At 71.4% G+C, this 20,745-nt stretch carries 19 protein-coding genes and 1 pseudogene; 12 read left to right on the top strand and 8 right to left on the bottom strand.

The window, feature by feature from the left end; translation table 11 throughout:
- Positions 1–233: 233 nt before the first annotated feature.
- Entirely contained in the window at positions 234–1,118 is an 885-nt protein-coding gene (locus ACZ4VL_RS37305) for a helix-turn-helix domain-containing protein (protein WP_361095495.1), read from the top strand.
- A 220-nt stretch (positions 1,119–1,338) separates the two neighbouring features.
- Positions 1,339–1,542 carry a DUF397 domain-containing protein gene (locus ACZ4VL_RS37300; RefSeq protein WP_385806073.1) on the top strand — a complete coding sequence of 68 codons (204 nt, stop codon included), beginning with the start codon at positions 1,339–1,341 and terminating at the stop codon, positions 1,540–1,542.
- Positions 1,543–1,680: 138 nt separating this feature from the next.
- Here ACZ4VL_RS37300 and ACZ4VL_RS37295 read toward each other — a convergent pair whose 3' ends face one another.
- Both ACZ4VL_RS37295 and ACZ4VL_RS37290 read right to left on the bottom strand, forming a co-directional pair.
- Positions 1,681–2,526, bottom strand: a complete 846-nt coding sequence (locus ACZ4VL_RS37295) for a hypothetical protein (RefSeq protein WP_468209421.1) — start codon at positions 2,524–2,526, stop codon at positions 1,681–1,683.
- A gap of 78 nt (positions 2,527–2,604) precedes the next feature.
- The gene (locus ACZ4VL_RS37290; RefSeq protein WP_468209419.1) at positions 2,605–3,318 is read right to left on the bottom strand and encodes a helix-turn-helix domain-containing protein; all 714 of its coding nucleotides are present in this window, start codon (positions 3,316–3,318) and stop codon (positions 2,605–2,607) included.
- Positions 3,319–3,545: 227 nt separating this feature from the next.
- Between ACZ4VL_RS37290 and ACZ4VL_RS37285 the strand changes: the two genes are divergently transcribed.
- A complete protein-coding gene (locus tag ACZ4VL_RS37285; RefSeq protein WP_468209417.1) occupies positions 3,546–4,202 on the top strand; it encodes a DUF4097 family beta strand repeat-containing protein in 657 nt (218 codons plus the stop codon).
- Positions 4,203–5,033: 831 nt separating this feature from the next.
- Positions 5,034–5,510: a hypothetical protein gene (locus ACZ4VL_RS37280; protein WP_468209414.1), complete on the top strand. Its 477-nt coding sequence runs from the start codon at positions 5,034–5,036 to the stop codon at positions 5,508–5,510.
- Between the two features lie 60 nt (positions 5,511–5,570).
- On the opposite strand, the gene ACZ4VL_RS37275 is transcribed toward ACZ4VL_RS37280, so the two are convergent.
- Positions 5,571–6,173 carry a Uma2 family endonuclease gene (locus tag ACZ4VL_RS37275; protein WP_468209412.1) on the bottom strand — a complete coding sequence of 201 codons (603 nt, stop codon included), beginning with the start codon at positions 6,171–6,173 and terminating at the stop codon, positions 5,571–5,573.
- Between the two features lie 52 nt (positions 6,174–6,225).
- Here ACZ4VL_RS37275 and ACZ4VL_RS37270 point away from each other — a divergent pair.
- Both ACZ4VL_RS37270 and ACZ4VL_RS37265 read left to right on the top strand, forming a co-directional pair.
- Positions 6,226–6,528 (top strand): annotated as a pseudogene (locus ACZ4VL_RS37270) (Scr1 family TA system antitoxin-like transcriptional regulator); the annotation flags it as partial.
- Complete coding sequence (locus tag ACZ4VL_RS37265; RefSeq protein WP_468209410.1) at positions 6,525–6,770, top strand: DUF397 domain-containing protein; 246 nt, start codon at positions 6,525–6,527, stop codon at positions 6,768–6,770. The pseudogene ACZ4VL_RS37270 and the gene ACZ4VL_RS37265, both read left to right, overlap by 4 nt.
- Positions 6,771–6,864: 94 nt before the next feature.
- Here ACZ4VL_RS37265 and ACZ4VL_RS37260 read toward each other — a convergent pair whose 3' ends face one another.
- From ACZ4VL_RS37260 to ACZ4VL_RS37250, 3 genes are all read right to left on the bottom strand, one after another.
- A complete protein-coding gene (locus ACZ4VL_RS37260) occupies positions 6,865–7,749 on the bottom strand; it encodes a geranyl diphosphate 2-C-methyltransferase (RefSeq protein ID WP_468209407.1) in 885 nt (294 codons plus the stop codon).
- Between the two features lie 17 nt (positions 7,750–7,766).
- Entirely contained in the window at positions 7,767–9,086 is a 1,320-nt protein-coding gene (locus tag ACZ4VL_RS37255) for a family 2 encapsulin nanocompartment cargo protein terpene cyclase (protein ID WP_468209404.1), read from the bottom strand.
- 474 nt (positions 9,087–9,560) lie between these two features.
- Positions 9,561–10,973, bottom strand: a complete 1,413-nt coding sequence (locus tag ACZ4VL_RS37250) for a family 2B encapsulin nanocompartment shell protein (protein WP_468209401.1) — start codon at positions 10,971–10,973, stop codon at positions 9,561–9,563.
- Between the two features lie 373 nt (positions 10,974–11,346).
- Here ACZ4VL_RS37250 and ACZ4VL_RS37245 point away from each other — a divergent pair, with 373 nt between their 5' ends.
- The 6 genes from ACZ4VL_RS37245 (at position 11,347) to ACZ4VL_RS37220 (ending at position 19,305) form a co-directional block, all read left to right on the top strand.
- Complete coding sequence (locus ACZ4VL_RS37245; protein WP_468209398.1) at positions 11,347–12,129, top strand: SDR family oxidoreductase; 783 nt, start codon at positions 11,347–11,349, stop codon at positions 12,127–12,129.
- A 49-nt stretch (positions 12,130–12,178) separates the two neighbouring features.
- The gene (locus ACZ4VL_RS37240) at positions 12,179–14,755 is read left to right on the top strand and encodes a bifunctional FO biosynthesis protein CofGH (RefSeq protein ID WP_468209395.1); all 2,577 of its coding nucleotides are present in this window, start codon (positions 12,179–12,181) and stop codon (positions 14,753–14,755) included.
- Between the two features lie 613 nt (positions 14,756–15,368).
- Complete coding sequence (locus tag ACZ4VL_RS37235; protein WP_468209426.1) at positions 15,369–16,472, top strand: ADP-ribosylglycohydrolase family protein; 1,104 nt, start codon at positions 15,369–15,371, stop codon at positions 16,470–16,472.
- Positions 16,473–16,546: 74 nt separating this feature from the next.
- Complete coding sequence (locus ACZ4VL_RS37230) at positions 16,547–17,407, top strand: TIGR03619 family F420-dependent LLM class oxidoreductase (protein WP_468209393.1); 861 nt, start codon at positions 16,547–16,549, stop codon at positions 17,405–17,407.
- 103 nt (positions 17,408–17,510) lie between these two features.
- Positions 17,511–17,774 (top strand): hypothetical protein, encoded by a 264-nt coding sequence (locus tag ACZ4VL_RS37225; RefSeq protein WP_468209390.1) that lies wholly within the window; start codon positions 17,511–17,513, stop codon positions 17,772–17,774.
- 1,132 nt (positions 17,775–18,906) lie between these two features.
- Positions 18,907–19,305 (top strand): VOC family protein, encoded by a 399-nt coding sequence (locus tag ACZ4VL_RS37220; protein ID WP_468209387.1) that lies wholly within the window; start codon positions 18,907–18,909, stop codon positions 19,303–19,305.
- 88 nt (positions 19,306–19,393) lie between these two features.
- Here ACZ4VL_RS37220 and ACZ4VL_RS37215 read toward each other — a convergent pair whose 3' ends face one another.
- Positions 19,394–20,200: a bestrophin-like domain gene (locus ACZ4VL_RS37215; protein WP_468209384.1), complete on the bottom strand. Its 807-nt coding sequence runs from the start codon at positions 20,198–20,200 to the stop codon at positions 19,394–19,396.
- 94 nt (positions 20,201–20,294) lie between these two features.
- Entirely contained in the window at positions 20,295–20,636 is a 342-nt protein-coding gene (locus ACZ4VL_RS37210; RefSeq protein ID WP_468209381.1) for a hypothetical protein, read from the bottom strand.
- Positions 20,637–20,745: the final 109 nt, after the last annotated feature.

The raw sequence follows: 20,745 nt of genomic DNA, 5'->3' as shown, positions 1-20,745 counted from the left end.
GGGCTGAGGAACCCCAAACAAAAAAACCCGCCCCCCACCCCCCCCCTCCACCACCCCCCCCCCCCCGACCCCACAGAAGGGGGGGGTGTTGGCCCCTTCCCCCCCCCCCCCCCCCCCCCCCGCACCTGTATTTTCCTGGCCGTTTACCGGCGCCGCCCCGCCTTTCGGTGGCAGTCTGCTCACCAGCAGACACGCAGAGAGACGCAATCAGAGAAGGCGGAGGTGCCGTTCACGTGGCGTCCAATGTCAATCCCACCGTCCGACGCCGCCGACTGGGCATGGAGTTGCGCAAGCTCCGCGAGGACAAGGGCATGACGGCCGAGCAGGTCGCCGAGCGCCTGCTCGTCTCCCAGTCGAAGATCAGCCGGCTGGAGAACGGCCGCCGGTCGATCAGCCAGCGCGATGTCCGTGACTTGTGCGACGTGTACGAGGTCGAGGACCGCAGACTCGTCGAATCCCTCATGCAGATGGCCAAGGACTCCCGCCAGCAGGGCTGGTGGCACGCCTTCGGCGACATCCCGTACAGCGTCTACATCGGCCTGGAGACCGACGCCTCCAGCCTGCGCACGTACGAGCCCCAGATGGTGCCCGGCCTGCTGCAGACCCCGGAGTACGCGCACGCCCTCATCCGGGGCGCCGCGCCCGAAACCGGCCCGGCGGACGTGGAGAAGCGCGTCCAGGTGCGGATGCACCGGCAGAAACGACTGTCGGAAACGGACAACAACAACCCCGAGGTGGGGCCGCTGCGACTGTGGGCGGTCATCGACGAGGCCGCGCTGCGCCGGCACGTCGGCGACGCCCAGTTGATGATCGACCAGCTCGAGTACCTCATAGAGCAGTCGGAGCAGCCGTACATCACGGTGCAGGTGATGCCGTTCTCGATGGGCGCCCACCCGGGCATGAACGGCCAGTACGCGATCCTCGAATTCCCGGACGCCACCGACTCGACGGTCGTCTACATCGAGGGCGTCACGAGCGATCTGTACCTGGAGAAGGCCAATGACGTTCAGAAGTACAGCGTGATGTACGAGCACCTGCGTGCGCAGGCCCTCAACGTGGACCAGACGCGACAGTTCATCTCGGACATCATCGCCGATTATGCGGGCAAGGCGAAGTAAAAGGGGAGCAAACCGGGCAGGTGGCGAGGGGGGCCGGTCACGGTACACCGTCACTCCCCAGCCACAGAAGTCCTGAATGGAATATGCCACCCGGTCGGGTGAATCACCTCATCGCCCGTCGGAAGGTGCCGGTAGCGTCGATCACGTCGGCCCGGGGAGGAACCAGATGGCCGACAACCACCCCCACCCACCGGCACTTCCTGCTGCATCGGAGAGAAACATGGCTATTCGTCAGGGCGCCACGGACAACTGGACCAAGTCCTCCTACTCCGGCGGAAACGGCGCTTGCGTCGAGGTCAAGTCCCCCGTCATGGAGACCATCGCGGTCCGCGACTCCAAGGTGCAGGACGGCCCGTCCCTCGCCTTCACCCCCGACTCCTGGGCCTCGTTCGTCACGGGCGTCACCGAGGGCCCCCTCGCCTGACTGCTGACTGCAGACCGCCACGACACCCCATATCGCCCGCACACCCGTACTCCCGTGTGCGGGATCGCCTGAAGCCCTCTCGACTGGCCCGCCGTCCCGGCCGAGGGGGCTCGGTCGTCTCCGCTGCCGGAGACCCGACTACCTCAACTGGTCGACGTACCGATCGGTCCCCGGCACCGTCGGGATGAACGGCGCCACCAGCTCCACCCGCCCCATCCCCGCTTCCGCGACCTCGGCATCGAGCCCCCGGAACGCCTCCCAACACACACGCGGATCAGCCTCCAGGAACCACAGCAGTGTCAGCCGGCTGTCCACCCCCTCGACCTGCTTCACGTACGTCATCCGGTCGCCGGGCAGCGGCGTCGGCCGGAACACCGTCACCATCGCCGCCGGCGAACCCGCCAGCCGCCCCGGCAGGGCCCGCGACCGCAGCCACTCCAGCAACTCCGCCCGACCGTCCGGCCCCTCGGCATCGATGACCTCCAGCACCAGTCCGACGTACGGGTGGTCTAGGGCGTGGACGTCGCGCGGACCGGCGGCGCCGTCGCGGTAGACGGTGGCCTCGTGGTCCTGGAACGCCGTGAAGACGTGCGTCCGGTCCCGATAGACCCGACCGTCCCGGTTCAGCCGCTTGTTGATCCCGACGGTCCACTTCATGTGCTCGTCGTAGCGCCCCTCGGTCACCCAGTACGTCGACAGGTAACACCCGGCGGTCACGGGCTGCGCCACGGCCGACTTCTCCGGGTAGCGCAGCTCCTGGAGGTCCCGCGTGGCCACCCAGCGGCGGCCCGCGTACATCCAGGGCATGGCCATGGCCCCGGCGTAGTAGTGGTCGTCCTCGTACCAGCGGTTGTACGCGTACTCGTGGCCCGGATGCGGCTCGACCATAGTGATCAGCGCGTGACCGGGCCGCACCCCGTACGGCCCCACGCCGGCGAGCGCGGCGTACGCCTCGGCCCCCGACTCCTGCTCTGCGTTCGACATGCCCTGGGGAATACCTGACAACCCATCAATTGACGAGCCCTCTGACACACCCAACCCGCCGGAAGAACCAAAAGTCGCCTACTCGACCTCGGTGTGCAGGACTTCACGGGCCTGCTCGGCGGCCCGGAGGATGCTCTCGCTGATGAAGTCGAGGAAGCGCGCCACGTTCTCCAGCCGAGCCGCGGCAACGGTGCCGCGCCCAAGAACCCCAGCACCCTGCCTCGCCACCTGCACCAGCTGCTCGTTGGCCCGGGCACTGGCGATCGTCGCCTGGTAAAAGAGCTCGTCATCGACGATGTACCGATCGCGACGGCGCTCGTCACGCTCCCGCCGCACCAGGCTCTGCCCCTCCAGGAAGGCGATCGCCTTGGAGATGGACGCCGGGCTGACCTGGAGCCGCTGGGCGAGCTCGGACGCGGTGAGGCTGCCCGCGTCCGTCGTGAACAGACAGGTCAGCACCCGGGCCCCCATCCTGGACAGCCCCGAGCCCATGAGCACGGTGGTGAGCGTCTCCTCGTACTCGGCCACCGCCTCGGCATCACGCCCGTGCGGCTGCGGGGCCGCCCCCACCCCACGGGAAACAGCAGGCTTGCGCCGCGCAGCACGCCGCTCCGTAGCGCGCTGGGCGAGGTCGGCACGGTAGGCAGTAGGCCCTCCGTTGCGCATCACCTCACGCGTGACCGTCGAGGTCGGACGCTCGATGCGCCGGGCGATCTCGGCATAGGGCAGGCCATCGGCCAACCCCGACGCGATCTGCTGGCGTTCCTGCTGGCTGAGCCTGCCTCCCGGCATCGCACTCTCCTCACCGTTCCACACACAACACCGCCACTATAGCGTTCACCTTCCACCCATTGCAACGCACCACCACCCTCCGTTGCATTACGCGGCCACTAGTTGCAACGATTCATCACCTCTCACCTGCACAAACAACAATCCAACGCAACAACTGTGTTGCCACCAACTTGAAAGCAACGTAGCTTTTCCATCGTCAGAAACAACGGCAAGCACCGGAGAACACCATGCAGAAGTTCGACACCCCCGCCACGATCTCCGCCGTCCTGGAGATCCCCGCGGGACGCGTCCAGTTCATCGCCGCCAACCGCACCGACACCACCGTCGAGGTCCTGCCCGCCAACCCCTCCAAGAGCCGCGACGTCCAAACCGCCGAGCAGACGACCGTCACCTACGCCGACGGCGTCCTGCGCATCCACGCCCCCGAGCCCAAGAACCGCCTCGTCGGCTCCGGATCCCTGGAGGTCACCGTCCAGCTGCCCGCCGGCTCGCACGTCGAGGCCAAGTCCGCCAGCTCCGAACTCCGCGGCGTCGGCCGCCTGGGCGACGTCACCTTCGAGGGCGCGTACCGCCAGATCAAGATCGACGAAGCGGCGAGCCTCCGCCTCACCGCCACCGACGGCGACGTCGAGGTCGGCCGCCTCAACGGCCCCGCCGAGATCAGCACCGCCCGCGGCGACATCCGGATCACCGAGGCCGTACGCGGCACGGTCGCACTCCACACCCAGTCCGGCAGCATCTCCATCGCCGCCGCCACCTCGGCCACCCTGGACGCCGGCACCGGCTACGGCCGCATCGACAACAGCCTCAAGAACGACGGCACCGCCGAACTCACCATCCACGCCACCACCACCCACGGCGACATCACCGCCCGCAGCCTCTGACCAGCCGCCGTCCACAAGGACCAGCCGCCGTCCACACGCTGCCGCCCCTCACCCAGGGGCCCGTCGAAGAGAAGGCCAACGGACCGACGCCGCCACCCCACGTCGGTCCCAACGCCCCTCCACAGCACGAATGCGCTTCCACCCGCCATCACCCGACGTCAAGTGATCGTCGGCCGCCAACCGGCCCTCGCACACGCCGGTCTGCTGCGCCGCTCGGCCCACGACGGCGGTCGGCCGCCGAGACGCGAGGAGCGCGTAGCGATCTGGGGCGCTGGCGCGGCCCCGGGCCGGTGGCGGCCGGGGGCGGTGGTCCCGGGCCGGAGATGTGGCGGGTCAGGGCCTTGCCCGGCGGGTCTCTGGCGGGAGCCGTCGTCGAAGGGTCCCCCATGCCGTTCCCCCGGGGGCTTCCCGGCAGTCTTTCGGCATTCCGGTTCGGGTCGCCCTGTCAAGGGTGGCCGGAGGCCATCGCGCAGCGACGCGACGACGAAGGAGGAGCGCCCTTGACAGGGCGGCCCGAACCGGAAGGACGATGGGACTGACGGGAAGCCCCCGGTCACTCCTCCGACTCCGCCCCAGGAGATCCCGCTCCACCCGCCCGACCGAAGCCCTGGTGACCATGGAACCCCCGACACGCCCCGAGCCCGACATACGTCTGGCGCGCCTCGCGGGCGCGGTCGGGCTCTCGACACGTGGCCCCCGACCGAGGAGTTCCTCGAAGGCCTGGCGGAGCGGACCGGGCTGCGCACCCACGACCTCCTGCTCGTCGCGGACCTCCCCGTACCTGAGACCGCGTGGCTCTTCGACGAGCTGGCCGGCGCCTCCAGTTCCCTGGTGTCGCGCTCCCTTGCCCTGCCCGTGTCCGGTCGGCGACTGCTGCGCACCCGTGCCCGCCGCATGACCGCACCAGCGGACGTGCTCACTCCTTGGAAGCCCCGCGCGTACGAGCAATACCCACCCGGCTTCGGCTCGCTCCTTCTCCGGATGCTCTCGCTCCGTAACCTGAATTGGTCGGGGACGGCCAAGGCGATGTGTCTGATGTCCGGTGTCTGCAAGGCGGCTTCGACCATCGGCGCGGTGGGGCGAGGCACCAATCTGCTCGATGCAGAGTTGCTGGACGGCTTCGCCGCGACGCTCGGCGTACCGGTCGCCGTACTGGCCGAGTTGACCGGCGTCCGCCCGTCGGCGGGTAGCCGCGAACTCACAGCCGAGGTCGTCGACACAGCCGCGCTGATCTGGGAAGTCCGGCACCTGACCGGGGACCAGGAAAGTCAGCTCACCGAGTACGCGGAGGTGCTGGGCAAGGAGTGAGGCTCTTCCCTTTCGCCGCTGCAGTCGACATGAGGCGCACCTACTCGGTCCCGCCTACCTCTACTCCCCTGAGCCGTCGGCGTAGCGGGGCAGGTCGTTGGTGGGGATGGTCCACTCGGCGATGGTGACGTCCTCGCCGTAGACGAAATCCTTACGGATGGAGTACCGGGGGCCGTCCGGGGTCGAGTGGATATCGGACATCACGGCGCCGGTGCCGTGGCGCGGATCGAAGATCACGTAGATGGGGATGCCCATGAGCGGGTAGTCCCGCATCTTGCCGACCCAGTCGTTGTCGGGGTTGGAGCGGGAAACGATCTCGACGGCGGCGATGAGTGTGCGCGGGTCGAAGGACCCCTCGCCTTCCATGTCGGCGAACGCGATCACCATGACATCGGGGTGCCGCATGATGCCTTCGGGCTCGTCCTCGACGTCCGGCTCGCCGGTGTACGCCCAGATCCCCTCGGGCATCACCCTCTCCAGGCGGCGGCTGACGAGCCCGGCGGTGACTTCGTGCGGACGTCCCGGCGACATCATGTCGTGGACGATCCCTTCTTTGGTGATCTCGAACTTGCCGGGAATGGTGTCGTCCAGCGACTGCAGGAGCCCACGCATCGTCGTGTAAGGGGTTGAGCCCTGCCTCGAATCATCCGGTGCGATGGTCATCGTGCTGGCTCCTCGTCTGCGCCCTGGGGCCCGAGTCATCACCAACATGCTAGGCAGAATGGTGCTACGCGGTCAGCTTGAACACCTCTTGAAGATGACGCAGCTGCGCAACCTTACGTTTCAGGTGATGCCGACTGCGTGCGAGGAGCACGCGGGAATGGCAGGCCTCATCCAGGTGCTCAAGTTCGGGGACGGCTCTGCCATCGGTCGTGCCGAGGGGGCCTTCAACGGGCGCCCGGTAGCCGACCCAAAGCAGCTCCGCATCCTAGAACTGAGGTATGGCATGATCCGGGCCCAGGCTCTCACGCCGCGGGAGTCTCGGGTCTTCATCGAGCAACTGCTGGGAGCAACATGATGCGCAAACCCGAGCTGACATGGTTCAAGAGCAGCTACAGCGACAGCAGTGACATCAACGACTGCGTGGAAGTTGCCTGGTCGAAGAGCAGTTACAGCGACGGCAGCGAGGGGGACTCCTGCGTCGAAGTGGGGCGCACCCCCGCCGCCGTCCTTGTCCGGGACTCCAAGGACACCGCCGTCCCGCACCTCACCTTCTCCCCCACCGCCTGGGCCGGGCTCATCGCTCTGGCCCAGCAGTAGGAGTCGCCCGGGCGGAGCCCGCCCGCGCGCAGGGCCGGGCCCGCGGCGCAGTGCCACGGGCCCGGCCCGGTTGTCCAACCCACGCCCGAGCGCGTCAGACGCGGTCCGCCGCGATCAGCACGTACTGGAACGAGCCGTCCTCGTACGACTTGATGAACGCCTCCTCGATGCCCGTCACCAGCGACGACGTGGCGCGCAGCTTCCAGTACGGCAGGGTCTCCGGCGTCAGGTCGATGATCGCCTGGGGGACGAGGCGGTTGTCGGCCATGGCGCGGAGGTACTCCCGCCGGGAGTGGATGTTGCACTCGAAGTGGGCGTTGATCTGCGAGACCCACTTCGACGGCTGACCGTAGCGGGGGTTCCAGCAGCCGGTGATGGTGACGTAGCGGCCGCCGACGGCGAGGACGCGGGAGTGTTCGGCCATGAGGTCGTGCAGGTCGACGTACATGCTGGACTCGTTGTTCCACGAGGCCGCGGCCTGGCCGGTCTCGAAGGGCGTGTCGAGCATGTTGCAGACGCGGGAGTGGACGGAGTCCGCGATGCCCAGTTCCCGCGCGCGGTTGTTGCCGAAGTCGGCCTGCTTGGCGGACAGCGTCACGCCCTCGACCTTGCAGCCGAAGCGCTGGTGGGCCATGACCATGGTGCCGCCGCGGCCGCAGCCGGCGTCGACGAGGAGGTCGTCGCGGCCGATGGCGCCGAGGTTGTCGAGGAGGACATCGGTCTGGGCCGACTCCAGGCGGTGGAGCTCGCCGATCAGCTTCTTCTCGTAGGCGCTGTCGGCCGGGTCGCCGAGGGCCTCGTGGTCGATCGCGCCGATGCCGTAGTGGTGGTGGTAAAGGCCGTCGACGTCGCCGAGGCGCAGGTTCACGGGCCTGGCCTCTTCGTTCCAGTAGCGGGCGATGTCGCCCTGGTAGGGGGTCGCCGGGGCCGGGATGAAGGCGGCGGTGGGGGCGGAAGCGGGAAGGTCGACGCTCGTCATGGGTAAATCCATTCTGCTTACCAAAAGTCGGGCAGGCTGTAGCGATAGGTGTTGGTCATGTGCCAGTAGTGGTTGCCGTCGACCCATACGGCCACGCCCCGCAGGAAGCGCGCGACGCGCGGGTCGGGGCAGGTGGCGGCGAGTTCGGCGGCGGCGGCCTCGAACTCGTGCATGAGCTCGTTGTGGACCTCGACGGCCTTCAGGTAGGCCTCCTTGTCGGAGAGGCCCTCCCGCTCGGCGATCACCACGGGCAGGTTCAGGTGCTTGCCGCGGGCGTCGAGTTCCTTGGTGTACGAGTACAGGTCGTTGGAGATGGTGGTGGCGTTCCCGGCGAGCGCGATCACCCGCTGCATGGCGGGCAGGGCGTGCAGATCCGCGGGGAGTTCGTAGCCGCCGACCGTGTCGGTGATGGTGGGACACGGGCGGAAGTTGTTGAACTGCCGCATCGCCAGGTACTCGGACACCTCGGGGAGGTAGTCCGTCTGGGCCCAGGCGGCCTCCGCCAGGTAGCCCATGTGGAGGCGGGCCATGTCGTGCCGGAACCGGTCGGCCTGCGACGGCGAGGCCGCCCGTACGAAGTACTCCATGGCGGAGCGGTAGGAGCGCCGGGCGGCGTCCGCGAACAGCGACTCCGCCCAGGCCGACTGGTACTCGCCGGTGGTGTGCACCGGGTCGAGGGCGGTGTGCGCCAGCAGCAGCCTTCCGCCCAGGCCGACGGGTGAGCCGCCGTGGTCCTCGCAGTAGACGTCGTCGACGACGTTCTCGGCGACCATCAGCCGGGTGGCCAGCATCAGGTGGTCGACGGTCGGGGCGTCGGGGTGGCAGGCGACCATGTAGCGGCCCACGGAGAAGCCGTCGAACTGGTCCTCCCACTCCGGGGGGTAGGCCTCGACCTCGTCCACCGCCCACCGTTTGATCCGGTGGCTGACCTCCGCCACGCGGACGGGGTCGGGCTCGGGGACCGGGTGGTAGTAGAGGCCCGGGATCGGGCGACCCTCCGCCGGGGCGGCCGTCGGCTCGGGCACGGCGGACAGGCCCGACGGGGCGGGCGGCCGATCCGACAGCACGGCCAGCGCCAACGGGAGGGACCGCGCCACGGCGATCGCCGGCGCCGGCATCGACGCCGACGCAATGGCCGGCTCCGGCAGGCCGGGCAGTAGTGTCGGCGCCTCCGGCGGAGCGACCAGGTCCGCCCGGCGCCCGACGTGGAGGCTCACCGTGCCCAGGCCGCTGGGGCCGGACAGGATCCGCGCCAGCGCCGAACCCGGTTCCGGCACCGGGCCGGGCGCCGGCACCGCGTCCGGCAGCGACACCGGGTCCGGCACAGCGTCGGACACCGCGTCCGGCACTGCCGACGCTGGCGACGCCTCCGGCGCGCGGGTGAACGGCAGCGGGGGCGGCCCGGAAGGCAGTCCGGTCCGGCCCGCGGCCGCGCTGCGGCCGACGCCGTGAGCCGCGGCAGCGGCGGGCGGGCTCGACGGCAGAGGGGAAGGCCCAGGGTCGGGCATCCGTGTCTCCTTGGGGGGGTAGTGGGACCGTCCCGGATCCCCGGCGGACCCGGCCGGGGCAGCCGGCCCGGCCGGCCCGGAAGGATCCGGCCGCCCGGTGCCACCGGGCGCAGGCCCGGGCGCGTGCCCGAGTCCAAGCACAGGCGCAGACTCAAGCCCGAGCCCAGGGCCAAAGCCCGAACACAGGCCTGAGCCCAAGCCCGAGCCCAGGCCAATGCCCGAGCCGAAGCCCGAGCCCGCGCAGAGGGCCCGGACATCGGCGGGCCGGGGCGGCCGGGGAGGGCCGGGGCTGCCGGAGGGGGCCTAGCCCTGCCTGCGGGCGATCTGTACGTTCTCCAGCACGCCGAGGGCGTCGGGCACGAGGACGGCCGCGGAGTAGTAGGCCGTGACCAGGTACGAGATGATCGACTTCTCGTCGATGCCCATGAACCGCACGGACAGGCCCGGCTGGTACTCCTCCGGCAGTCCGGTCTGGTGCAGGCCGATCACGCCCTGGTTGTCCTCGCCGGTACGCATGGCGATGATCGAGCTGGTGTTCTCCTTGCTGATCGGGATCTTGTTGCAAGGAAGGATCGGGACGCCGCGCCAGGCCGGGACGGACTGGCCGCCCATGTCGACGTGGTCCGGGTAGAGCCCGCGGGCGTTGAACTCGCGGCCGATCGCCGCGATCGCCTTGGGGTGGGCCAGGATGAGCTTGGTGCCGCGGCGGCGGCAGAGCAGCTCGTCCATGTCGTCGGGGGTGGGCGGGCCGGAGTGGGTCTGGATCCGCTGCTTGAAGTCGGCGTTGTGGAGCAGGCCGAACTCGCGGTTGTTGATCAGCTCGTGCTCCTGCCGCTCGCGCAGCGCCTCGATGGTGAGCCTGAGCTGCTCCTCCGTCTGGTTCATCGGCCCGTTGTAGAGGTCGGCGACCCTCGTGTGGACCCGCAGCACGGTCTGCGCGATGGAGAGCTCGTACTCGCGCGGGTGGAGCTCGTAGTCGACGAAGGTGGCGGGCAGTTCCGGCTCGCCGGTGTGGCCGGACGACATGGCGATCTCGGCCTCGCCGTGGCGGTTCTGCCGCTGGTGCGGGAGCGCGGTGAACCGTTCGATGTGGCCGCGCAGGGCCGGCGCCGAGGCCATGACGGCCTCGAAGTCGGCGCGGGAGAGGGTGAGCAGGGTGCCGGAGGTCTCGGCGGTGGCCGTGTAGTCCCAGGTGCCCTGGCCGTCCAGCAGGGCGTGCTCGCCGAACCGGTCGCCGTCGGCGAGGACGGAGACGGAGACCTCGTCGCCGTACTTGCCCTCGCCGGTCTGGCTGACCCGGCCGTGGGCGATCAGGTGGATGTGCTCCGCGCGGCCGCCGCGCTCCACCAGCACCTCTCCGGCGCGGAAGTCGCGCTGGACGCACCGGCCGGCGATCGCGGTCAGCACCTCCGTGTCGTCGAAGCCGCGCAGCATGGCCAGTTCGTTGAGCTCGCGGGGGATCACCCGGACCGTTGCGCCGTCCTGGACGAACTCGATCTGTCCGTCTCCGACCGTGTAGCTGAGCCTGCGGTTCACCCGGTAGGCGCCGCCCTTGGTCTCGACCCAGGGGAGCGTCTTCAGCAGCCAGCGGGAGGTGATCTCCTGCATCTGCGGGGCGGACTTGGTGGTGGTGGCGAGGTTGCGGGCAGCTGCCGTGCCCAGGCTGGTCTGCTGCGGGGGTTCCAGCTGAGTCTCGGGGCTGCTGTCAACGGTCATCGACGAGCTCTCCTTCGCAAGGGGCGGCGACCGGCGCGTACCCGCACGTCACCGGTGAAAGAGGAGGAAAGGGGGGCGTATATCCGGGAATCCGGCCAGATCACGGGGAACAGTAACGGTCTGTCGCGGCGGCCGGGCCTTTTGAAGCCGCCGGAGTCCCCCGATGCGGTGATCTTGACCCGGTCGACGTTTAGCGACTGATGGCGATTCGGCCGCGGGGCGGCCTGATCACACTCCCGTACGCCCCCGCGCCCCCGCGCACCCGCGCGCCCGCGGGGCGCACGCGGCACCGCCCCGCCCCTTCCCTCCGCGGCGACCGCAACCTAATCTGACGCATCGTCAGTCACGGGCCCGTGCCAGGAGGCGATCGCGCATGCTGCTGCAAGGAAAGACCGTCATCGTCTCCGGCGTCGGGGCCGGACTCGGCCACCAGGTCGCCGCGGCCGTCGTACGGGACGGCGGACGGGCCGTTCTCGGTGCACGGACCGAGGCGAATCTCGCCAAATCCGCCGCCGAGATCGACCCCGACGGCACCCACACCGCCCACCGCGCCACCGACATCACCGACGAGGACCAGTGCGCGGCCCTCGCCGCCCTCGCCGTCGAGCGGTTCGGCGGCATCGACGCCGTCGTCCACGTCGCCGCCTGGGACTCCTACTTCGGCGGCGTCGAAGACGCCGACTTCGGTACCTGGGCCCAGGTCCTCGACGTCAACCTGCTCGGCACCCTCCGCATGACCCGCGCCTGCCTGCCCGCGCTCAAGCAGCGCGGCGGCTCCGTCGTCATCATCGGCACCCAGTCCGCCGTCGCCGCGCCGAACGAGGTGCAGCAGGCCGCGTACGCCGCCTCCAAGGGCGCCCTCACCTCCGCCATGTACTCCATGGCCCGCGAGCTCGGCCGGCACCGCGTCCGCGTCAACACCGTCCTGCCCGGCTGGATGTGGGGGCCGCCCGTCCAGGCCTTCGTCACCTTCACCGCCCACTCCGAGGGCGTCCCCGAAGCCGAGGTCCGCGACCGGCTCGCCGCCCGCATGGCCCTGCCCGACCTCGCCACCGACGGCGACGTCGCCGACGCCGCCGTGTTCCTCGCCTCCGACCGGGCGCGGGCGATAACCGGCCAATCCCTGCTGGTCAACGCCGGTGAGCTGATGCGGTGACCGACGGTCGACGCCCCGCCGGCGGGCCGCCGGATCGTATGCTCACCGCATGACCACTCCGAGTGACGCCCCGACCCAGAACGCGATGCGCCGCGCGCTCCGGCGCGCCCGCGACGGCGTCGCGCTCGACGCGACCGAGGCGGCCGTACTGCTCCAGGCGCGCGGCGAGGACCTGCAGGACCTCACCGCGTCCGCCGCGCGGGTCCGCGACGCCGGGCTCGCGGCGGCCGGCCGCCCCGGTGTGATCACGTACTCGAAGAGCGTCTTCATACCCCTCACGCGCCTCTGCCGCGACAAGTGCCACTACTGCACCTTCGTCACCGTCCCCGGGAAGCTGCGCCGCGCCGGCCACGGGATGTACATGTCGCCGGACGAGGTCCTCGACATCGCCCGCCGCGGCGCCGCCCTCGGCTGCAAGGAAGCCCTCATCACCCTCGGGGACAAGCCCGAGGACCGCTGGCCCGAGGCCCGCGAATGGCTCGAGGCGCACGGCTACGACGACACCATCTCCTACGTGCGGGCCGTCTCCATCCGCATCCTGGAGGAGACCGGCCTGCTGCCCCACCTCAACCCGGGCGTGCTGAGCTGGGCGGACTTCCAGCGGCTCAAGCCGGTCGCCCCGTCCATGGGCATGATGCTGGAGACCACCGCGACCCGCCTGTGGTCCGAGCCCGGAGGCCCCCACCACGGCTCCCCCGACAAGGAGCCCGCCGTCCGGCTGCGCGTCCTGGAGGACGCCGGACGCTCCTCCGTCCCCTTCACCTCCGGCCTGCTGATCGGCATCGGGGAGACCTACGAGGAGCGCGCCGAGTCGCTGTTCGCGCTCCGGCGCACGGCCCGCGCGTACCACGGCATCCAAGAGCTGATCATCCAGAACTTCCGCGCCAAGCCGGACACGGCGATGCGCGGCATGCCGGACGCCGACCTCGACGAGCTCGTCGCCACCGTGGCCGTCGCCCGGCACATCATGGGCCCGTCGGCCTGCCTCCAGGCCCCGCCCAACCTCGTCGACGGGGAGTACGCCCGCCTCATCGGCGCCGGCATCGACGACTGGGGCGGCGTCTCCCCGCTGACCATCGACCACGTCAACCCCGAGCGGCCCTGGCCCCAGATCGAGCGGCTCGCCGAGCAGTCCGCGACCGCCGGCTTCGAGCTGCGCGAACGGCTCTGCGTCTACCCGGAGTTCGTCCTCCGCGGCGAGCCCTGGCTCGACCCGCGCCTGCTGCCGCACGTACGGGCCCTCGCCGACCCGGAGACCGGCCTCGCCCGACCCGACGCCGAGGTCGTCGGCCGGCCCTGGCAGGAACCGGAGGAGGCGTTCACCGCCACCGGGCGCACCGACCTGCACACCGCCATCGACTCCGAAGGCCGCACCGGCGACCGCCGCGAGGACTTCGACCACGTCTACGGCGACTGGGAGGCCCTGCGCGAGGCCGCCGCGCCCGGCATGGTCCCCGAGCGCATCGACACCGACGTACGGGCCGCCCTCGCACAGGCCGCCGACGACCCGGAGCGGCTCACCGACGCCCAGGCGCTGGCCCTGCTGCACGCGGACGGGCCCGCCCTGGACGCGCTGTGCCGGATCGCGGACGAGCTGCGCAGGTCGGTGGTGGGCGAGGACGTCACGTACGTCGTCACGCGGAACATCAACTTCACCAACGTCTGCTACACCGGCTGCCGTTTCTGCGCCTTCGCGCAGCGCCGCACCGACGCCGACGCGTACACGCTGTCGCTGGACCAGGTCGCCGACCGGGCCGCGCAGGCCTGGGACGTGGGCGCGGTCGAGGTGTGCATGCAGGGCGGCATCCACCCGGACCTGCCGGGGACGGCGTACTTCGACATCGCGCGGGCGGTGAAGGCGCGGGTGCCCGGCATACACGTGCACGCCTTCTCCCCGATGGAGGTCGTCAACGGCGCCACCCGCACCGGCATGTCCGTACGGGACTGGCTGACCGCGGCCAAGGAGGCCGGCCTGGACTCCATCCCGGGCACGGCCGCGGAGATCCTCGACGACGAGGTCCGCTGGGTCCTCACCAAGGGCAAGCTGCCGACGGCCGACTGGATCGACGTCGTCACCACCGCCCACGACCTCGGCATCCGGTCCTCCTCGACCATGATGTACGGGCACGTGGACCAGCCCCGGCACTGGCTCGGGCACCTGCGCACCCTGGCCCGCATCCAGCAGGAGACCGGCGGGTTCACCGAGTTCGTGACGCTGCCGTTCATCCACACCAACGCGCCCGTCTACCTGGCGGGCATCGCCCGGCCCGGCCCGACCGTCCGCGACAACCGTGCGGTGACGGCGATGGCCCGGCTGCTGCTGCACCCGCACATCACCAACATCCAGACGAGCTGGGTGAAGCTGGGCGCGGAGGGCGCGGCGGAGATGCTCCGCTCGGGCGCCAACGACCTGGGCGGCACCCTGATGGAGGAGACCATCTCCCGGATGGCGGGGTCGGGCTACGGCTCGTACAAGTCCGTCCAGGACCTGGTCGCGGTCGCCGCGGCCGCGGGCCGCCCGGCCCGGCCCCGCACCACGCTGTACGGGGAGGTGCCGCAGGAGCGGCAGCGCGCGGCGGCCGCCTCGGACGGGCACCTGCCGGAGCTGCTGCCCGTCCTGGACTGAGGACCCGCCGGACCGGAGCGGGCCGCCGCGGCCGGCGGGGTGGACCTGCCGGACCGCGGCGGTACGGCGGCGGTAGGTCGAGCTTGATCAGGCGGTCGGCGAGGCGCAGGGAGCCGCCGCGGTCGGGGATGCGGTGAGCGCGGCGGTGACGGCGGCCGTCGCGAGGAGTGCTTCTTCGTGCCGCCGAGGCTCCGGGCGCGCGGGGAACACCGCGCGAACAGGGCATGGCCGAAAACGGCCACCTCGAAGGCAAGTGGCAAAACGTGCCATTAACGCATCACCGCACATCGGACACCCCTTACCGCGGCCGACTGCCACCTACCCGCACCCACCCCAGGACACGATCCGGCCTTTCTCTGCTCACTTACGGGTCTCTTGATCGCCTTCTTCCGGTTCTGATCAGGCATGTCCACTACAGTGCGCGCCAGAACACGCGGGGCAGTCGGGGGGCACCACGATGGACACGGCAACGAACGCCGCAGCGAACGCCGCAACGGACACCACCACAACAACGCCCACAACACCGCCCCCGGCGACGCCCACACCAGGAACGACAGCACGACCCACCACCCAGGGCGGCACCCTCGGCGGCCGCTCCCCCCTCGCCACCGGCCTGTGGGGCCGCACCGAACAACAGGACTTCCGCAGCCGCGTCCGCGGCACCCTCCTCGGCTCCGCCATCGGCGACGCCCTCGGCGCCCCCCTCAGCGGACTCTCCCTCGACGACATCCGCAGCGCCCACGGCCCCGCCGGCCTCACCGAGCCCGCGCCCGCCTACGGCCGCGCCGGCACCGTCACCTCCCGCACCCAGCTCACCCTCTTCACCGTCGACGGCCTGATCCGCGCCCACGTACGCCGCGACGCCGGCGCCTGGCACCCGCCCACCGACGTCCACCGCGCCTACCTGCGCTGGGCCGCCACCCAACACGACTGGGGCCCCGACGAACGCCGCGAGGACGACGGCTGGCTCGCCCGCCAGGAATGGCTCTACGCCCGCCGCGACCCCGACCGCACCTGCATGACCGGCTTCGCCGACACCACCCGCGGCACCCTCGACCGCCCCAAGAACCCCACCGCCCGCGACACCGCCGCCACCACCCGCTCGGCCCCCTTCGGACTCCTCGTCGGCTGGGAACCCGCCCTCGTCCTCCAACTCGCCGTCGAATGCGCCGTCCAGAGCCACGGCCACCCCACCGCCTACCTCTCCGCCGCCGCCCTCGCCGTCATCGTCCACGGCCTCACCCGCGGCGACACCCTCGACACCGCCGCCCAGCGCACCCTCGGTCTCCTCGGCAGCCGCTCCGGCCACCAGCCCGTCACCGACGCCCTCCAACGCGCCCTCACCACCGCCGCCTCCAGGGCCACCCCCTCCCCCGAAACCGTCGCCTCCCTCTCCCCCGGCGCAGGCAGCGACGCCGAGGACGCCCTCGCCGTCGCCGTCTACTGCGCCCTCGTCGCCGAAGACGTCCCGCACGGGCTGCGCCTGGCCGTCAACCACAGCGGCGACTCCTCCGCCACCGGCACCCTCTGCGGGGCCCTCCTCGGCGCCCTCCACGGCGAAACCGCCCTCCCGGCCGCCTGGCTCGCCGACCTCGAAGGCCGCGCCACCGTGCTGGAACTCGCCGACGACTTCGCCCTCGAAATGACCCAGGGCCCCACCCTCCACGGCCCCGCCGTCTCCGCCCCCGCCTGGCTGGCCCGCTACCCCCGCGCCTGACCGGCCCGCCCCCTGCCGCCGACCAGCCGATCCCCGTAGCGTGTGTCCCACCCGTCACGGAGGTGCCCACGCTCATGCGGATCGCCACGACCGTCTTCCTGACCGACCGGACCGTCACCCCCGTCCGCCTCGCCCTCAGCCTGGAGGAACGCGGCTTTGCCGGCCTCTACCTGCCCGAGCACACGCACATCCCGGTCTCCCGGGACACCGCGGCCCCCATGGGCGGCGAACTCCCCGAGATGTACGGGCGCACCCTCGACCCCTTCGTGGCCCTCGCCCAGGCCGCCGCCGTCACCGAACGGCTCCGCCTCGGCACCGGCATCACCCTCGTCGCCCAGCACGACCCCATCGTCCTCGCCAAGCAGATCGCCACCCTCGACCACGTCTCCAGCGGCCGTTTCACCTTCGGCGTCGGCTACGGCTGGAACGTCGAGGAGGCCGCCGACCACGGCGTCGACTGGCCCACCCGCCGCGAACTGGTCCGCGACCGCATGGCGTTGCTGCGCGCCCTGTGGGCCCCCGAGCCCACCGCCTACGTCGGCCGGTTCTCCTCCGTCCAGGCCAGCCAGGCCCACCCCAAGCCGGCCCAGCCCCCACGCGAACTCGGCCCCGGCCAGCCACTCCACGGCCCGCGCACCCTCCTCGGCGGCGCCGCCGGCCCCAAACTGTTCCAGGCCATCGCCGACCACGCCGACGGCTGGCTCCCGATCGGCGGCGGAGGCCTGACCGAATCACTGCCGGCCCTGCGCCAGGTCTGGGAGGCCGCGGGCCGCGACCCGAAGGCGCTCCAGGTCGTCCCGTACGCGGTCCACCCCAACCCGGGCAAGCTCGCGCACTACCGGGACCTGGGCATCGAGGAGGTGGTCCTCCAACTCCCCTCGGCCGACGAACCGGAGATCCTCCGCACCCTGGACACCTACGCCCAGTACCTCTGACCACCCCAGGAGGCCGCCCTTGCCGGGCCAACGGAAACGCAAACGGAAACGCGCCGCCGAACACGCCCGCAGCCGGCCCACCGTCCCGGGCCACTGGCAACCGGTGTTCTCGACGCAGGACCACGCCGAGTTCAAGGCGGAAATCAACCGCCTCCACCACACCGGAGCGGTCACCGACCCGCCCCAACTCAGGTGCGACATGTTCTGCGGCCGCCTGGAACACCCCACCACCTACAGGCTGAGCATCTTCGTCCCGGACACCCGGGACAAGGCGGCGGGTGGGGAGGGCGGTAACCGACGACCCGGCAGCGCCCTGCAGGGCGGGAGCGAAGAGGCGGGATCCCCCTACCCGGGATCGGAGGAGTGACCGGCGGCTGCCCGTCAGTCCCATCGTCCTTCCGGTTCGGGCCGCCCTGTCAAGGGCGCTCCTCCTTCGTCGTCGCGTCGCTGCGCGATGGCCTCCGGCCACCCTTGACAGCGCGACCCGAACCGGAATGCCGAAAGACTGCCGGGAAGCCCCCGGGGGAACGGCACGGGGGACCCTTCGACGACGGCCCCCGCCAGAGACCCGCCGGGCAAAGCCCTGACCCGCCACATCCCCGCCCCCAGAACCACCACCCCCAACCCACCACCACTCCGCCCCCGCCAGCGCCCCAGATCGCTACGCGCTCCTCGCGTCTCGGCGGCCGACCGCCGTCGTGGGCCGAGCGGCGCAGCAGACCGGCACGTGCGACGACCAGTTGGCGGCCGACCGCTGTCGTGGGCCGAACGGCGCCCCAGACCGGCACGTGCGGGAGCCAGTTGGCGGCCGACGATCACTTGACGTCGGGTAACGACGAGTGGCAGCGCATTCGCACCACAGAAGGCCGTCGGACACCAAACAGGGCGAGCTGCGTGCCGATCTGACCTGTTCCCAGCCCCAGACGGCCGCCAGGCGCCGTCTCGCGAGGAGCGCGTAGCGATCTGGGGCGCCTGACTCGCCCCGATGGGCTTCTCATCGACATTCCCTGCAGGTTGGGGCCGCCTCGCTCCCGAGCGGGCTCGGATACGGGCTTCAGGAGAGGCTTTTGGTGCTCGGGACCGCTCCGGGACCTGGCTGTCCCGGGGTGTGAGGGCGGATGCTGCGAGGCGGAACCGGGGGCCTGCGTCTCTGGCGGGGGCAGTCGTTGAAGGGTCCCCCTGGCCATCCTTCGGGGGCTTCCCGGCAGCTCTTTGGCGTTTCGGGGTGGGTCGGTCTGTCAAGGGTGGCCGAAGGCCATCGCGTAGCGACGCGACGACGAAGGAGGAGCGCCCTTGACTGGCCGGCCCGCACCGAAAGGACAATGGGCTGCCGGGAAGCCCCCGGATGCTCCTCCGACCCCGGGTGTGGGCGTCCCGCTCGCCGCGGCTCCCGCCCAGCGGCGCGCCCAGCCCCTGCCCCACCACCCCGGCTCATTCCGCCCCGCCCCACCCCGCCCGCTCCTCAACCCCCGCCCCGCCCCACCCCGTAGCCTCACCCCGTGATCACTTCTCGTACCCACGTTCGTGTCGCGCGCCCCAGCCTCGACCTCGGGGCGGCCGAGCGGTTCTACGTCGGCGGGCTCGGGCTCGCCGTGCTGTGGCGCAACAGCGAGCCGGAGCCCGGGGAGCACGAGCTGCTCATGGTGGGTCCGGCCGACGGCGGCTGGCACTTCGAGCTCACCCGGGACCCCCGCAGCCCGCTCGCGCCCTCGCCCACCGTGGACGACCTGTTCGTCGTCTACCTCGGCGAGCCGCCCGACGAGGCACTCGTCGAGCGGCTCCTCGCCCACGGCGGCACCCGGGTCACCGCCCACAACCCGTACTGGGACGAGTACGGCGTCACCATCGCCGACCCGGACGGCTACCGCCTCGTCCTCTGCTCCCGCACCTGGGGCTGACGACCGACAACCGCCGACCGCCGACCGCCGACCGCCGACCGCCGACCGCCGTCAACCGACGACCAACCGACGACCGAGCCCCCGCCCCCTACGGCAGCGCGCTCCGGCCCGGCCAGAACTGGGACAGGGCCGCCTCCTTGTACGGGGCCGGGCTCACGCTCAGCTCCCCCGCGAAGGGCCGGTCCAGGACCATCACCAGCAGCAGGCTGAAGCCGATCAGCCCGGCCACCGCCGAGACGAACAGCAGCTGCATCTTCAGGCTGCGCAATCCGAAGAGGAAGGTGAGCGGGAGGATCACCAGCGCGCCCCCGTACACCAGCAGCTGGAGCAGCATCGGCAGGGAGGTCCCGGCCATGTCGATGCGGGCCCGGCGCTGGGCGGCGACGTCGCTGAGGCGGTCGGCGGCCTGCTCGTAGAAGGTGGTCGTCCGGGTGCCGGTGGGCTCGTACGCCTGGAGTGCCTGGTAGAGGCCGTGGGTCTGTTGCGCGGTGGCGTCGTAGCTGGGGCGGCCCTCGCGCATCAGCGGCCACTGCACTTCGACGACGGAGTGGACGTACGCGCCGACCGCCTGCTCGACCCGGGTGCGTTCCTCCGGCGGGAAGGCCTCGGCGCTGCGGACGATCAGGGCCAGGTCGGTGGCCTCGCTGGAGACGATGCCCTGGGCGTTTTCGAGCTGGGTCCACAGGGTCACGACCACGAACGCGAGGATGATGCCGTAGATCGCGCCGAACATGCCGAGCGCGACGCCGACCATCTCGTTGTGCTCGCCGCCCGCGAGGTGCGGGAAGCGGCGGCGGGCGGCGAGGCTGCCGGCCACGGCCAGGCCCGTGAAGCCGCCCACCAGGAGGAGGCCGAGGGTGAGGGTGGAGCAGGAGTTGAGCAACCACAGGATCATGTGCTGATCAACGAGCCGGCGTCCGCGAGGTCAGCGCCCGGGCCTGCTGGGCCGGCCCGAGCCGCCCACCCTGGTCCCGTCCCCTCCCGCCGCGCTACTTGACCGACGGCGCCTGCGGCATCGTCTGGAGGGCGCTGCCCGCGCCCGCGAGGGAGGTGTTGGTGGAGCGGGCGGCGGAGCCGGCCACGGCGCCGGTGACGGCCAGGGCGGTCTTGGTGTCCTCCACGGCCTGGCCCGGGTGGTCGACGATGCCGCCGACGCGCTTGGCGAGCGGGGCGGCCGCCTGGAGGCTGGCATTGTCGGCGTGGGCGGCGCCCGCGGCGAGGCCGAGGGCTCCGGAGGTGAGGGCGAGGGCGGCGAGGCCGCGCCGCACGGCGCTTCCGGCGCCCGCTGCGGTCTTGGCGTGCTTCGCGTGCTTGGGGTTCTTGGCGTCCATGCCCCGTCCAACGACCTGGGGGGGGGGGGGGGGGGGGGGGGGGGGGGGGGGGGGGGGGGGGGGGGGGGGGGGGGGGGGGCGTGGGGGAGTTGGAGACAGAGAAAGAGGG

It is taken from the genome of Streptomyces sp. NPDC029014, assembly GCF_055564695.1.
Note: the sequence above shows the minus strand (reverse complement) of the source record. Positions and strands in the feature narration are given on the sequence as shown.